The sequence below is a fragment of the Enterobacter cloacae complex sp. 394F7 genome (genome assembly GCF_057320385.1).
Genome location: NZ_JBXWCS010000014.1, coordinates 108,518 through 122,070 on the forward strand (window position 1 = coordinate 108,518; position 13,553 = coordinate 122,070).

16 protein-coding genes are annotated in these 13,553 nt (G+C 54.5%); 9 read left to right on the forward strand and 7 right to left on the reverse strand.

All coding sequences use genetic code 11. The annotated features are described in order from the left end of the window. Positions 1-2 precede the first annotated feature (2 nt). Complete coding sequence (coaD, locus tag AC2FAK_RS19145; RefSeq protein ID WP_020686494.1) at positions 3-482, forward strand: pantetheine-phosphate adenylyltransferase; 480 nt, start codon at positions 3-5, stop codon at positions 480-482. A gap of 2 nt (positions 483-484) precedes the next feature. Here the strand turns inward: coaD and mutM are convergent, their stop codons facing one another. From mutM to radC, 4 genes are all read right to left on the reverse strand, one after another. Continuing rightward, positions 485-1,294: a bifunctional DNA-formamidopyrimidine glycosylase/DNA-(apurinic or apyrimidinic site) lyase gene (gene mutM, locus AC2FAK_RS19150; protein ID WP_013094894.1), complete on the reverse strand. Its 810-nt coding sequence runs from the start codon at positions 1,292-1,294 to the stop codon at positions 485-487. A 74-nt stretch (positions 1,295-1,368) separates the two neighbouring features. Then, entirely contained in the window at positions 1,369-1,536 is a 168-nt protein-coding gene (rpmG, locus tag AC2FAK_RS19155) for a 50S ribosomal protein L33 (protein ID WP_013094893.1), read from the reverse strand. A gap of 22 nt (positions 1,537-1,558) precedes the next feature. Then, the gene (gene rpmB, locus AC2FAK_RS19160; RefSeq protein WP_002436699.1) at positions 1,559-1,795 is read right to left on the reverse strand and encodes a 50S ribosomal protein L28; all 237 of its coding nucleotides are present in this window, start codon (positions 1,793-1,795) and stop codon (positions 1,559-1,561) included. A 217-nt stretch (positions 1,796-2,012) separates the two neighbouring features. After that, on the reverse strand, positions 2,013-2,681 hold the full coding sequence (gene radC, locus AC2FAK_RS19165) for a RadC family protein (protein WP_013094892.1): 669 nt from the start codon (positions 2,679-2,681) through the stop codon (positions 2,013-2,015). A 172-nt stretch (positions 2,682-2,853) separates the two neighbouring features. Between radC and coaBC the strand changes: the two genes are divergently transcribed. The 3 genes from coaBC to slmA all read left to right on the forward strand — a co-directional run bounded on the left by coaBC (position 2,854) and on the right by slmA (position 5,218). Then, complete coding sequence (gene coaBC, locus AC2FAK_RS19170; protein ID WP_095455555.1) at positions 2,854-4,065, forward strand: bifunctional phosphopantothenoylcysteine decarboxylase/phosphopantothenate--cysteine ligase CoaBC; 1,212 nt, start codon at positions 2,854-2,856, stop codon at positions 4,063-4,065. Continuing rightward, positions 4,043-4,501, forward strand: coding sequence for a dUTP diphosphatase (dut, locus tag AC2FAK_RS19175; protein WP_165466408.1), 459 nt, complete (start codon positions 4,043-4,045; stop codon positions 4,499-4,501). The genes coaBC and dut overlap by 23 nt, the downstream gene beginning before the upstream one ends. A gap of 120 nt (positions 4,502-4,621) precedes the next feature. Next, positions 4,622-5,218 (forward strand): nucleoid occlusion factor SlmA, encoded by a 597-nt coding sequence (gene slmA, locus AC2FAK_RS19180; protein ID WP_013094890.1) that lies wholly within the window; start codon positions 4,622-4,624, stop codon positions 5,216-5,218. 83 nt (positions 5,219-5,301) lie between these two features. Here slmA and pyrE read toward each other — a convergent pair whose 3' ends face one another. Both pyrE and rph read right to left on the reverse strand, forming a co-directional pair. Then, positions 5,302-5,943, reverse strand: coding sequence for an orotate phosphoribosyltransferase (pyrE, locus tag AC2FAK_RS19185; protein WP_013094889.1), 642 nt, complete (start codon positions 5,941-5,943; stop codon positions 5,302-5,304). Between the two features lie 67 nt (positions 5,944-6,010). Continuing rightward, positions 6,011-6,727: a ribonuclease PH gene (gene rph, locus AC2FAK_RS19190; protein WP_013094888.1), complete on the reverse strand. Its 717-nt coding sequence runs from the start codon at positions 6,725-6,727 to the stop codon at positions 6,011-6,013. Between the two features lie 125 nt (positions 6,728-6,852). Here rph and AC2FAK_RS19195 point away from each other — a divergent pair, with 125 nt between their 5' ends. Continuing rightward, positions 6,853-7,716: a YicC/YloC family endoribonuclease gene (locus tag AC2FAK_RS19195; protein WP_013094887.1), complete on the forward strand. Its 864-nt coding sequence runs from the start codon at positions 6,853-6,855 to the stop codon at positions 7,714-7,716. Between the two features lie 205 nt (positions 7,717-7,921). Continuing rightward, positions 7,922-8,539, forward strand: a complete 618-nt coding sequence (locus AC2FAK_RS19200) for a trimeric intracellular cation channel family protein (protein ID WP_013094886.1) — start codon at positions 7,922-7,924, stop codon at positions 8,537-8,539. A 2-nt stretch (positions 8,540-8,541) separates the two neighbouring features. Here AC2FAK_RS19200 and ligB read toward each other — a convergent pair whose 3' ends face one another. Further along, positions 8,542-10,212: an NAD-dependent DNA ligase LigB gene (ligB, locus tag AC2FAK_RS19205; protein ID WP_095455531.1), complete on the reverse strand. Its 1,671-nt coding sequence runs from the start codon at positions 10,210-10,212 to the stop codon at positions 8,542-8,544. A gap of 251 nt (positions 10,213-10,463) precedes the next feature. Between ligB and gmk the strand changes: the two genes are divergently transcribed. Genes gmk through spoT form a run of 3 tightly spaced genes read left to right on the forward strand, consistent with a single transcriptional unit; the run spans position 10,464 to position 13,551 of the window. Next, positions 10,464-11,087 (forward strand): guanylate kinase, encoded by a 624-nt coding sequence (gene gmk, locus AC2FAK_RS19210; protein WP_013094883.1) that lies wholly within the window; start codon positions 10,464-10,466, stop codon positions 11,085-11,087. 54 nt (positions 11,088-11,141) lie between these two features. After that, entirely contained in the window at positions 11,142-11,417 is a 276-nt protein-coding gene (rpoZ, locus tag AC2FAK_RS19215) for a DNA-directed RNA polymerase subunit omega (RefSeq protein ID WP_000135058.1), read from the forward strand. A gap of 19 nt (positions 11,418-11,436) precedes the next feature. Beyond that, positions 11,437-13,551, forward strand: a complete 2,115-nt coding sequence (gene spoT, locus AC2FAK_RS19220; protein ID WP_013094882.1) for a bifunctional GTP diphosphokinase/guanosine-3',5'-bis pyrophosphate 3'-pyrophosphohydrolase — start codon at positions 11,437-11,439, stop codon at positions 13,549-13,551. The last annotated feature ends 2 nt before the right edge of the window (positions 13,552-13,553 follow it).

The window sequence follows — 13,553 nt, forward strand, 5'->3', positions numbered from 1 at the left end:
CCATGAGCACAAAAGCGATTTATCCAGGTACCTTTGATCCGATCACCAATGGTCATCTTGATATCATCACCCGTGCGTCGTGCATGTTCGACAAGGTGATTCTGGCGATTGCTGCCAGCCCCAGTAAAAAACCGATGTTTGACCTGAACGAGCGCGTCGCGCTTGCCACCGAGGCCATTGCGCACCTGCCGAACGTGGAAGTGGTGGGCTTCAGCGATCTGATGGCCAACTTTGCCCGCGCCCAGCAGGCGACGATTCTGATCCGTGGCTTACGCGCGGTGGCAGACTTCGAGTATGAGATGCAGCTGGCGCATATGAATCGTCATTTGATGCCGGAGCTGGAAAGCGTATTTCTGATGCCATCCAAGGAGTGGTCGTTCATCTCTTCCACGCTGGTGAAAGAGGTGGCGCGTCATCACGGGGACGTTACCCATTTCCTGCCGGTTAACGTCCACCAGGCGTTGATGGACAAGCTAAAGTAGCGCTATTTCTGGCACTGACGGCAATAGAATGTGGCGCGCTGGGCATGCTTTGTTGCGATGATCGGCGTTCCACATACTCTGCACGGCTCGCCTTTGCGGCCATACACCTGCAGCTCCTGAGCAAAATAGCCTGGCTTACCATCGCTTTGCAGGAAGTCCTTCAGCGTCGTTCCCCCCTGCTCAATTGAGCGAAGCAGCACCGCTTTAATCACCCGTACCAGCAGCTCACACTCCTGCGCCGACAGCGAAGAGGCCAACCGATCGGGATGGATCCCGGCTGCAAACAGCGATTCGCTGGCATAGATATTCCCCACGCCGACCACCAGCTTGTTATCCATCAGCCAGGGTTTAATCGGGGTTTTCTTTTTCGCACACTTCGCTTTCAGGTATTCCGCGTTAAACGCTTCTGAAAGCGGCTCTGGCCCCAGATGTGCCAGTACGCTATGTCCTTCCAGTTCTTTGGTCCACAACCATGCGCCAAAGCGGCGGGGATCGGTATAACGCAACACTTTGCCGTTACTCATCACCAGATCGACATGGTCATGCTTTTCCGCAGGCAGCTCTTCAGTGAGGATCCGCAGGCTGCCGGACATGCCAAGATGAATGATGATCCAGCCATCGGGCAGCTCCAGAAGCAGATATTTCGCGCGGCGCTGGACGCTGAGGATCGGTTTATCGCTTAACGCATGGATCTCATCAGAAACCGGCCAACGGAGGCGACCGTTACGCACGGTAGCATGAAGAATAGTCGCGCCGACCAGATGCGGCTCAATACCGCGGCGGCTGGTCTCCACCTCAGGTAATTCAGGCATGATTCCTCCGTAGTAAGATGCAGAATGCAAAAAACCCCGCAGTTGCGGGGTTTTTCAATACAAGGAGGCTAAAATTATTTGATTTTAGCTTCTTTGTACATTACGTGCTGGCGTACAACTGGATCGAATTTTTTCAGTTCCAGTTTTTCCGGCTTAGTACGTTTGTTCTTCGTGGTGGTGTAGAAGTGACCTGTACCAGCAGAAGAAACCAGCTTGATTTTCTCGCGAATACCTTTAGCCATGATTTATTTCCTCTTTAAGTACTTAGTACTTTTCGCCACGGGCACGCAGTTCGGACAGAACTGTATCGATGCCTTTCTTATCAATTACACGCATACCTTTAGCAGATACGCGCAGGGTGACAAAACGCTTCTCGCTCTCAACCCAGAAACGGTGAGAGTGCAGGTTCGGCAGGAAACGGCGTTTAGTCGCGTTCAGTGCGTGGGAACGGTTGTTACCGGTCACCGGACGCTTGCCAGTAACTTGGCAGACTCGGGACATGTCTATTCTCCAAAAATCAAATTAGCTCGAGCTTCGTATGGGGTATCGGCGCCTCGTCAGGCTTTACAGCCCGGTCATCGCATAGTTCTATTGAACTCTCGATTGCCAGGCCCAAATGCCAAACCCGAGATTCTCAAAGGTGGCGTAGTATACGCTGACTCGGCGGTGTGCTCAAGTCCCGAACAGACAAAGATCCCGATGGATCGCGAGAAATAGCCTAAATCCAGCCATGTTCTGCAAAAGAAAGGTACTCTCCGCGGCCAATTATCAGATGGTCCAGCACACGAATGTCCATGAATTGACAGCATTTGACAATGCGGTCGGTGATCTCTTTGTCAGCTCTGCTTGGTTCTGCACAGCCAGAAGGGTGATTATGCGCGAGTATCACGCCGGCTGCATTCAATTTTATTGCTTCGCGCACAATTTCACGCGGATGAACCTCAACATGGCTTAGCGTGCCCGAGAAAAGGTGGCTATGCTTGAGCACCCGGTTCCGGTTGTCGAGAAAGATCACCATAAAGATCTCGCGTTCAATATCGGTTAACTGACTTTGCAGAAACTCGCGCGTCATCGCAGGAGTCAGTATCGGGTCCTCCTCCTGCATACGAACACACTGAAAACGGCGGGCCAGTTCGGCAATCCCTTTAAGCTGGGCATATTTCGCCACACCGATACCCTCCACATGCGCAAACTCCGCCAGTTCCGCCGTCATCAAACCGTAGAGTGAACCAAAATGGCCTATCAGATCTTTTGCCAGCGTAAAGACCGTTTTGCCCGGCGTACCGGTGCGCAAAAAAAGCGCCAGCAGTTCTTCATCCTTTAGCAAGGTGACGCCATAGCGCAGCAATTTTTCGCGCGGCAAGAGCAGTTCATCCTCGTCTTCCATGCTTTTTCTCCCTGTTTTTTGCCCATCTTGCCATAGGCTACTCAGGTACCTGACTCTCGCGTCTCGTTCTTGCGTAACGCCTCGCAAAGTGACCGAAGGACAAGATCACCCCGTTTTTGGGATTGTGATAAAATGCCCGCTCTCTGGTGAAACCCAACAGGAAAGAATCATGATGAGCCTGGCCGGTAAAAAAATCGTTCTTGGCGTTAGCGGCGGCATTGCAGCCTATAAAACGCCGGAACTGGTGCGCCGTCTGCGCGAGCGCGGGGCCGACGTACGGGTCGCGATAACCGAAGGCGGAAAAGCCTTTATCACTCCTCTGAGCCTGCAGGCCGTTTCAGGATACCCGGTATCTGACAGCCTGCTTGACCCTGCCGCAGAAGCCGCGATGGGCCATATTGAGCTTGGGAAATGGGCAGACCTGGTTATCCTTGCCCCCGCCACGGCCGATTTAATTGCCCGCGTTGCCGCCGGGATGGCGAACGATCTGGTTTCGACCATTTGTCTGGCCACGCCCGCTCCTGTTGCCGTTGTGCCGGCCATGAATCAGCAGATGTATCGCAATGCCGCGACCCAGCATAATCTACAGACGCTGGCCTCACGCGGCCTGCTGATCTGGGGGCCGGACAGCGGGAGCCAGGCCTGTGGCGATGTCGGCCCAGGTCGTATGCTTGATCCATTGACTATTGTCGATATGGCCGCGGCCCATTTTTCGCCTGTCAACGACCTGCAACATCTCAACATCATGATTACAGCCGGCCCAACGCGCGAGCCGCTGGATCCGGTACGTTACATTACCAACCACAGCTCCGGTAAAATGGGCTTTGCGATTGCGGCCGCAGCGGCGAAACGCGGCGCGAACGTCACGCTGGTCAGTGGCCCGGTCTCGTTACCTACGCCGCCTTTTGTGCAGCGTATTGACGTCATCACCGCGCTGGAAATGGAGGCCGCGGTACAGGCCCATGCGCAAAACCAGCAGATTTTTATCGGTTGTGCTGCCGTCGCGGACTACCGCGCAGAGACCATTTCCGATGCCAAAATCAAAAAGCAAGGCGATGAATTAACACTAAAAATGGTGAAAAACCCGGACATCGTTGCTGGTGTCGCCGCGCTGAAAACCCATCGTCCTTACGTTGTTGGGTTTGCCGCAGAAACAAATAATGTGGAAGAATATGCCCGGCAAAAACGTACCCGCAAAAACCTCGATTTGATTTGCGCGAATGACGTATCGCTGGCCACGCAAGGATTTAACAGCGACAGCAACGCACTGCACCTTTTCTGGCAGGATGGAGATAAAATCTTACCGCTTGAGCGCAAGGAACTCCTGGGCCAACAATTACTGGACGAGATCGTTACCCGTTATGATGAAAAAAATCGACGTTAAGATTCTGGACCCGCGTGTTGGCGAGCAATTCCCGCTGCCAACCTATGCCACCTCCGGCTCTGCCGGTCTTGACCTGCGCGCCTGTCTCGATGACGCCGTAGAACTGGCTCCGGGTGCGACCACCCTGATCCCAACGGGCCTGGCGATTCACATTGCTGACCCTTCACTGGCGGCGGTGATCCTGCCACGTTCAGGCCTGGGTCATAAGCATGGTGTTGTGCTGGGTAACCTGGTCGGCCTGATCGACTCTGACTACCAGGGCCAGCTGATGGTCTCCGTCTGGAACCGAGGTCAGGACAGCTTCACCATTGAACCGGGCGAGCGTATCGCGCAGATGGTCTTTGTACCTGTGGTGCAGGCAGAATTTAACCTGGTGGCAGACTTTAATGCCACCGACCGTGGCGAAGGCGGCTTCGGCCATTCCGGGCGCAAATAACCGCCCGACAGACACGCATCTCACAGCGTCATAATGTCATAACAAACCGCAAACGCCAGTTTGCGGTCGCTGTGTGGATGCCAGCCTGACAAGTGCTTATTTTCAGGGGTATTTTGCAACATGGCAGAAAAACAAACCGCGAAAAGGAACCGTCGCGAAGAAATACTTCAATCTCTGGCGCTGATGCTTGAATCCAGCGATGGCAGTCAACGCATCACCACCGCAAAACTGGCCGCCTCTGTAGGCGTGTCTGAAGCGGCGCTGTACCGTCATTTCCCGAGCAAAACCCGGATGTTCGACAGCCTGATCGAGTTTATCGAAGACAGTCTGATCACGCGTATCAACCTGATTCTGAAAGACGAAAAAGACACCACTGCGCGTCTGCGTCTGATTGTGCAATTGATTCTGGGATTTGGAGAACGTAACCCGGGCCTGACCCGTATTCTGACTGGCCATGCGCTGATGTTTGAGCAGGACAGACTGCAGGGCCGCATTAACCAGCTATTCGAGCGTATTGAAGCGCAGCTGCGCCAGGTACTGCGTGAAAAGAAAATGCGCGAAGGCGAAGGTTACAGCACGGATGAAACGCTGCTGGCAAGCCAGATCCTGGCGTTTTGCGAAGGCATGCTCTCCCGTTTTGTACGCAGTGAGTTCAAATACAGCCCAACGGACGATTTCGACGCCCGTTGGCCGTTAGTGGCGGCGCAGTTGCAGTAACGTCGTTGCCGGATGGCGGCTTCGCCTTATCCGGCCTACGAATTGCGCAGGCCCGGCAAGCGACGCGCCACCGGGCGATTCCGTTACACGCCAAACTCTTCGCGATATGCCCGCACCGCAGCCAGATGATCCGCCATCTCTGGCTTCTCTTCCAGATACGCAATCAGGTCTTTCAGGTTGATGATTGACGTCACTTTGCAGCTGTAATCACGTTCAACTTCCTGAATGGCCGAGATTTCACCACGACCCCGTTCCTGACGGTCCAGAGAAATCAACACGCCAGCCAGCGTCGCGCCGTTGGCCTGGATAATCTCCATGGATTCGCGAATGGCGGTACCCGCGGTGATGACGTCGTCCACCAGCATCACGCGCCCCTGCAGTGGGCTGCCGACCAGGTTGCCGCCTTCACCGTGGGTTTTGGCCTCTTTACGGTTAAAGCAGTACGGCACGTCGCGGTCATGGTGTTCTGCCAGCGCAACCGCGGTGGTGGTCGCAATCGGAATGCCCTTATAGGCCGGGCCAAACAGCAGGTCGAAATCAATCCCTGAATCCACCAGAGCTTCGGCATAGAAACGGCCTAACAGCGCCAGATCGCGCCCGGTATTGAACAGCCCGGCATTGAAGAAATAGGGACTCTTGCGCCCGGATTTCAGCGTAAACTCGCCAAACTTGAGGACCTGCTTGTTAAGCGCAAACTCAATAAACTGGCGCTGATACGGTTTCATGGATTCGCTCCTTTGTCTTTTCTGTCTTACAGGCAAAAAAAAGGCGACTCATTGGTCGCCTTTAAAATCAATTTTCTAACGCCGCTTTCTGCGTCGTTACAATAGATTCAATTCCCCCTCGGGCCAGAGCCAGCAAGGTGAGAAGTTCTTCGTGGGTAAACGGTTCGCCTTCTGCGGTGCCCTGCACCTCGATGATACGTCCGTCTTCGGTCATCACCACGTTCATGTCAGTTTCGGCAGCGGAGTCTTCTACGTATTCCAGATCGCAAAGCGCTTCACCGTTAACGATACCGACGGACACCGCGGCAACCATCCCTTTCATTGGGTTTGTTTTCAGCTTACCGGCCGCAACCAGTTTATTCAGGGCATCCGCCAGCGCCACACAGGCACCGGTAATCGATGCGGTACGCGTGCCACCGTCAGCCTGAATGACGTCGCAGTCCAGGGTAATGGTGAATTCGCCCAGCGTTTTCAGATCAACAGCGGCGCGCAGCGCACGCGCGATGAGGCGCTGAATTTCCATGGTACGGCCGCCCTGCTTACCCTTTGCCGCTTCACGGGCATTACGGGTATGCGTTGCACGCGGCAGCATGCCGTATTCAGCCGTGATCCAGCCCTGGCCCTGACCTTTCAGGAAGCGCGGAACGCCTTCTTCAATGGAAGCCGTGCACAGCACTTTGGTGTCACCAAACTCAACCAGAACGGAGCCTTCAGCGTGTTTTGTATAGTTACGGGTCAGGGTGACGGGACGCACCTGATTGGCGCTACGACCTGCTGGACGCATGATGAATTCTCCGGCTTGAAACGAATGTGGCTGCGCATTATACGGATAAAGGACGCTTATTCCTATCCTGAGAAGCCCCTGAAAGCTATAATCCCCCCATCTCTCCTTTAAAAACGGGAATATCTATGATCCGCAGTATGACCGCCTACGCCCGGCGTGAAATCAAGGGTAGCTGGGGTAGCGCTACCTGGGAAATGCGTTCGGTAAACCAGCGCTATCTGGAAACCTATTTCCGTATGCCGGAGCAGTTCCGCAGCCTTGAGCCTGTGGTGCGTGAGCGTATCCGTACGCGTCTGACGCGCGGCAAAGTGGAATGTAACCTGCGTTTTGAGCCGGATGCCAGCGCGCAGGGCGAACTGATCCTCAACGAAAAACTGGCAAAACAGCTCGTCAATGCGGCGAATTGGGTCAAAATGCAAAGCGACGAAGGCGAAATTAATCCGGTTGATATTCTGCGCTGGCCTGGCGTTATGGCTGCCGGAGAGCAGGATCTGGATGCAATTGCCGCTGAAATCCTTGCCGCCCTCGACAGCACGCTCGATGACTTTATCGTTGCTCGCGAAACCGAAGGCCAGGCACTGAAAGCGATGATTGAACAGCGCCTTGAAGGCGTCAGCGCCGAAGTGGCAAAAGTACGTACCCATATGCCGGAAGTGCTGCAGTGGCAGCGCGAGCGTCTGGTTGCCAAACTGGAAGAAGCGGAAGTTCAGCTGGAAAATAACCGTCTGGAACAAGAGCTGGTGCTGATGGCGCAGCGCGTTGACGTGGCCGAAGAGCTGGACCGTCTGGAAGCACACGTTAAAGAGACCTACAACATTCTGAAGAAGAAAGAAGCCGTTGGTCGTCGTCTCGACTTTATGATGCAGGAATTCAACCGCGAGTCGAATACCCTGGCGTCTAAATCAATCAATGCCGACGTAACGAATTCCGCCATTGAGCTCAAGGTACTGATTGAGCAGATGCGCGAGCAGATCCAGAATATTGAGTAATACTATTCGGGTGGCGTCGACCGACGTCACCCATTACTATTTCTAATCCATTTTTACCCGTCTTTTCTCGATTTGCCGCCATCAATCAAACTTCTCCACTATGGGTAGATAAAATTTTATAGGGCAAACCCGCTCACTTTAGAAAATCTCAATCGTGATCGTGCGCACAAAACGTTAACCTTCCCGGCTTCACACCGGAGGTTATATGCTGCTTCACACTCTTTATCTCATTGGCATTACTGCAGAAGCCATGACTGGTGCGCTTGCAGCCGGTCGTCGCCGAATGGATACCTTCGGCGTGATCATTATTGCCACAGCGACCGCGCTGGGCGGCGGTTCCGTGCGCGATATTCTGCTGGGCCATTACCCGCTGGGCTGGGTGAAAAACCCCGAGTACGTGATTATTGTGGCGACCGCCGCCGTAGTAACCACCATTGTCGCGCCCGTTATGACCCATCTGCGTCGCCTGTTTTTGGTGCTTGATGCGCTCGGGCTGATTGTCTTTTCCATCATTGGCGCACAAATCGCACTCGATATGGGCGAAGGGCCAGTTATCGCCACCATTGCCGCCGTGGTGACCGGGGTGTTTGGAGGCGTGCTGCGCGATATGTTTTGCAAACGTATTCCTCTGGTCTTTCAAAAAGAGCTATATGCCGGCATCTCCTTCGCCGCAGCGGTGCTCTATATTGCCCTGCAGCATTATGTTTCGAACCATGATGTGGTGGTCATCTCCACGCTGCTGTTCGGCTTTACGGCCCGCATGCTGGCGTTGCGACTGAAGCTCGGCCTGCCGGTGTTTCACTACAAACACAGCGCTCACTAATTTCAGAATCCCTTGATGTGCTGTTCAGCCAGCCACTTTGCCAGCACATCCACCTCCGGCGCGTGGAGCCAGTTAACGATTTGCAGCGCTTTCTCCTCTCCGGTCCCCGGCAAGGTCTGCCAGTCCATAGCGCTACGCTGGTGCATGGTCTGCCATGATAGCTCTCCGGCGGCTTTCAGAGTCGCCTGAGCCAGCGGAACACCCATCGCCATGATCCAACGAATAAAAGGACGCTCGCGCACCAGATTAAACTGATGCCAGAGCGCCAGTCCGCGTGCAGCCGAAAACCCCGGCGTGGTTTGCAGCTGCGCCTGGGTTAACAACAGCCATGAGAAAATATGTTCAAAGCGATGTGCCTGCCAGAGCGACCGCCAGCCTGACTCGCCTAAACCGGCAATATCCAGCCCCTGCTTAGAACTGAGCCACGTCAGCCGGGCAAAGAACTGCTCCATACATTCCGGTGAAGCGTAAAAACAGCTGAGAGAATGGTACTGCGGGACTGGAGGTTCTGGTTTTTGCCGGTCGGTCCCTCGCCAGACGACTTTGTCGAATCGGGGGATCCCCTGCCCGGCCAGGCTTACCTGGATCTGATCGCCCGGCGCGATATCCAGCCTTTGCCAGCGGCCAACGGACCCGAGGCTAACCCGCTGCACCTGTTTATCATCCAGCCGTACTGGCTCCAGCCCCGCCACAACGGCAATTTTCCCCGTTCGGCCCACAGTGAAGTGAATATCCCGTACTTCAGCAACCTGCGCGACAGGGGGATATTTCCATGCAACAACCCAACTGCCCTCTCCAGGCAGCCAGTTTTCACCCGGCAGTTCATCCGCCGAGCGAACCACAATGCCGTCCGTGGCAAAGGGTAATGCTGCGGTGTGCCACTCTGAGCGCTGCTTTTCGACGGCCTCAATATGCTCTACGGGCAAGGTATAGCGCGCCGTCAGGGTAAACCCCGCGTCAGACAGTTCCGCCAGTGCGGTTTTCATCTCTTTTGGCCCGTCTGGCCAGGCCCAGATGAATACCCCAACCTCTCTCAAAAACGCGTTATCCTGCTGGCGCATCATCGCACCTGCGACTTTTGCGCGTGCATTCATTCCGCCCATCTGCTGCTGAATGTGGTTTTCACGCTGCCAAAAAAGCTCTCCCTGTAACACGCTGTTCGCCAGCGCGCCGGAAAGGTGTTGTGGCACCGACGGTATTAAACGCACCTGCGATGTCCAGTCTTCACCTTTTAGCCCATCGCCACGGCTAATGGCCTGAGCCAATGTTCCCCCCCGATACACCAGCGTTACCGCTACACCGTCAACTTTGGGTTGCATCCAGAGATTGCGCCGGGCATGCATCCACTGGCCAAGCTCTTCTTTACTGCTCACCTTATGAACCCCTGTATGGGCGACGGGGTGTTTGATACGTCCCGTCAAGGCGGGAAGTGCTGCGTCAGGTGATGCATGCCCAAAACAGTGCTGCCACTGTTTTAACCGCCCGTTGAGCTGGTCATACACTTCATCGTTCACTTCGCTGATACCCTGCTGCCAGTAGGCGTCATCCCAGCGTTTGATTTGCGCACTTAACGTCGCAATCTCTTTCTCCGCCCTCGCCTGAGACCACACCGGGCACACCGCCGCCGCAGAACCACACCACAACAGCATGAAGCCGCTTATCCATCGCCACATCGCTACCCCTCCTTTACGTTGCTGGAGGTATAACCCGGCGACGAAAACTACGCTAATGGCAACATTGCGCTTTGCGAGGCGCTATCCAGAGTGAATTTATGTTGCTGCAAAACACAGGTAAAACCTGAAAACGACACGCAAAATGCAATAATCCAGGGGAAAAAGTGTGACAAAGGCTACGTCACACAGCGGCGACGTGTATAATAAGCCCGTATGTAGGACTTCTTCGTTAACACATACAAAAGACTCTCATGGCTCAAGGCACGCTTTATATTGTTTCTGCCCCTAGTGGCGCGGGTAAATCCAGCCTTATTCAGGCACTGTTAAAAACCCAACCGTTGTATGACACTCAGGTTTCTGTTTCACACACCACGCGTAAACCGCGTCCGGGTGAAGTGCACGGTGAACACTATTTCTTTGTCGATCACGACGAATTTAAAGCGATGATTGGCCGAGATGCGTTTCTTGAACACGCAGAAGTATTCGGGAACTACTACGGTACTTCGCGTGAAACCATTGAGCAGGTTCTGGCAACCGGCGTGAATGTGTTCCTGGATATCGACTGGCAGGGCGCACAGCAAATTCGCAAGAAAATGCCTGATTCGCGCAGTATCTTTATTTTACCGCCGTCGAAAGATGAGCTGGATCGCCGCCTGCGTGGCCGCGGTCAGGACAGCGAAGAGGTCATTGCAAAGCGTATGGAACAGGCAGTTGCAGAAATGAGCCATTACGCCGAATATGATTACCTTATTGTGAATGATGATTTTGATGCCGCACTGAGCGATCTCAAAACCATCCTTCGCGCAGAACGTCTGCGTATGAGCCGCCAGAAGCAGCGACATGACGCATTAATCACCAAACTGTTGGCAGACTGAACCCACTTTCAGTATTATGCCCAGTCATTTCTTCACCTGTGGAGCATTTTAAGTATGGCACGCGTAACTGTTCAGGACGCTGTAGAGAAAATTGGTAACCGTTTTGACCTGGTGCTGGTCGCCGCGCGTCGCGCTCGTCAGATGCAGGTAGGCGGAAAAGATCCGCTGGTACCGGAAGAAAACGATAAAACCACCGTTATTGCACTTCGCGAAATCGAAGAAGGTCTGATCAACAACCAGATCCTCGACGTACGTGAGCGCCAGGAGCAGCAAGAGCAGGAAGCCGCAGAACTGCAGGCCGTAACCGCCATTGCTGAAGGTCGTCGTTAATTAAACCTGCGGGTCGCCCTTGTATCTGTTTGAAAGCCTGAATCAACTGATTCAAACCTACCTGCCTGAAGACCAGATTAAGCGTCTTCAGCAGGCTTATCTCGTTGCACGTGACGCTCACGAGGGCCAGACACGTTCAAGCGGTGAACCCTATATCACGCACCCGGTAGCGGTGGCCTGCATTCTGGCCGAGATGAAACTCGACTATGAAACGCTGATGGCCGCTCTGCTGCACGACGTGATCGAAGATACCCCTGCCACTTACCAGGATATGGAACAGCTGTTTGGCAAAAGCGTTGCCGAACTGGTGGAAGGGGTGTCCAAGCTTGATAAACTGAACTTCCGCGACAAGAAAGAGGCTCAAGCCGAAAACTTTCGCAAGATGATTATGGCGATGGTGCAGGATATCCGCGTCATTCTCATCAAACTCGCTGACCGTACCCACAACATGCGCACGCTGGGCTCACTCCGCCCGGACAAACGTCGCCGCATTGCCCGTGAAACCCTCGAAATCTACAGTCCGCTGGCGCACCGTTTAGGTATCCATCACATTAAAACCGAGCTGGAAGAGCTGGGTTTTGAAGCGTTGTACCCGAACCGCTATCGCGTCATTAAAGAGGTGGTGAAAGCCGCCCGCGGTAACCGTAAAGAGATGATTCAAAAGATCCTCTCGGAAATTGAAGGACGTTTACAGGAAGCGGGCATTCCCTGCCGCGTGAGCGGTCGCGAAAAACACCTGTACTCTATTTACTGCAAAATGGTGCTCAAAGAGCAGCGTTTTCACTCGATCATGGATATTTACGCGTTCCGCGTGATCGTCCACGATGCCGACACCTGCTATCGCGTGCTGGGGCAGATGCACAGCCTCTACAAGCCGCGTCCAGGGCGCATGAAAGATTACATCGCCATACCAAAAGCGAACGGCTATCAATCTTTGCATACCTCGATGATCGGCCCGCACGGCGTCCCTGTTGAAGTGCAGATCCGCACCGAAGACATGGACCAGATGGCGGAGATGGGTGTCGCCGCACACTGGGCCTATAAAGAGCACGGTGGTGAAAGCAGCACCACGGCACAAATCCGCGCCCAGCGCTGGATGCAGAGCCTGCTGGAGCTGCAGCAGAGTGCGGGTAGCTCGTTTGAATTTATCGAGAGCGTAAAATCCGATCTCTTCCCGGATGAGATTTACGTTTTCACGCCTGAAGGGCGTATTGTCGAACTGCCTGCGGGCGCGACCCCGGTCGACTTCGCGTATGCCGTGCATACTGATATCGGCCACGCCTGCGTAGGCGCACGCGTAGACAGACAGCCTTATCCGCTGTCTCAACCGCTCGCCAGCGGCCAGACAGTCGAAATCATCACCGCTCCGGGCGCACGTCCAAACGCGGCCTGGCTGAACTTTGTTGTGAGCTCCAAAGCCCGCGCCAAAATCCGCCAGCTGCTGAAGAACCTCAAGCGTGATGACTCCGTCAGCCTGGGGCGTCGTCTGCTCAACCACGCGTTGGGTGGCAGCCGTAAGCTGGCTGAAATCCCACCAGAACATATCCAGCGTGAACTCGACCGGATGAAGCTCACCTCTCTGGACGATCTGCTGGCTGAAATTGGTCTGGGTAACGCGATGAGCGTCGTGGTGGCCAAAAACCTGCAGCAGGGCGAAGCAATCCCTTCCGCACCTGGCGCATCCGGCCACGCGCATCTGCCGATCAAAGGCGCGGACGGGGTGCTTATCACCTTTGCGAAGTGTTGCCGTCCAATTCCTGGCGATCCGATTATTGCGCACGTCAGCCCGGGTAAAGGGCTGGTTATCCACCATGAATCCTGTCGTAACATCCGCGGCTATCAAAAAGAGGCGGAGAAGTTTATGGCGGTCGAGTGGGATAAAGAGACGGCGCAGGAATTTATCACCGAAATTAAGGTGGATATGTTCAACCACCAGGGTGCCCTGGCGAACCTGACGGCAGCGATCAACACCGCCTCTTCCAACATTCAGAGCCTGAACACGGAAGAAAAAGATGGCCGCGTGTACAGCGCCTTTATTCGTCTGACCGCCCGCGACCGCGTGCATCTGGCAAATATTATGCGCAAGATCCGCGTCATGCCGGACGTCATTAAAGTCACCCGAAACCGAAACTAGTT

Coding starts and splice junctions, on each gene's coding strand:
- mutM (WP_013094894.1), bottom strand. CDS start 1,294: ATGCCTGAATTACCTGAGGTGGAGACCAGCCGCCGCGGTATTGAGCCG.
- rpoZ (WP_000135058.1), top strand. CDS start 11,142: ATGGCACGCGTAACTGTTCAGGACGCTGTAGAGAAAATTGGTAACCGT.
- gmk (WP_013094883.1), top strand. CDS start 10,464: ATGGCTCAAGGCACGCTTTATATTGTTTCTGCCCCTAGTGGCGCGGGT.
- rph (WP_013094888.1), bottom strand. CDS start 6,727: ATGCGTCCAGCAGGTCGTAGCGCCAATCAGGTGCGTCCCGTCACCCTG.
- AC2FAK_RS19200 (WP_013094886.1), top strand. CDS start 7,922: ATGCTGCTTCACACTCTTTATCTCATTGGCATTACTGCAGAAGCCATG.
- pyrE (WP_013094889.1), bottom strand. CDS start 5,943: ATGAAACCGTATCAGCGCCAGTTTATTGAGTTTGCGCTTAACAAGCAG.
- ligB (WP_095455531.1), bottom strand. CDS start 10,212: ATGTGGCGATGGATAAGCGGCTTCATGCTGTTGTGGTGTGGTTCTGCG.
- AC2FAK_RS19195 (WP_013094887.1), top strand. CDS start 6,853: ATGATCCGCAGTATGACCGCCTACGCCCGGCGTGAAATCAAGGGTAGC.
- dut (WP_165466408.1), top strand. CDS start 4,043: ATGATGAAAAAAATCGACGTTAAGATTCTGGACCCGCGTGTTGGCGAG.
- rpmB (WP_002436699.1), bottom strand. CDS start 1,795: ATGTCCCGAGTCTGCCAAGTTACTGGCAAGCGTCCGGTGACCGGTAAC.
- coaBC (WP_095455555.1), top strand. CDS start 2,854: ATGAGCCTGGCCGGTAAAAAAATCGTTCTTGGCGTTAGCGGCGGCATT.
- radC (WP_013094892.1), bottom strand. CDS start 2,681: ATGGAAGACGAGGATGAACTGCTCTTGCCGCGCGAAAAATTGCTGCGC.
- slmA (WP_013094890.1), top strand. CDS start 4,622: ATGGCAGAAAAACAAACCGCGAAAAGGAACCGTCGCGAAGAAATACTT.
- rpmG (WP_013094893.1), bottom strand. CDS start 1,536: ATGGCTAAAGGTATTCGCGAGAAAATCAAGCTGGTTTCTTCTGCTGGT.
- coaD (WP_020686494.1), top strand. CDS start 3: ATGAGCACAAAAGCGATTTATCCAGGTACCTTTGATCCGATCACCAAT.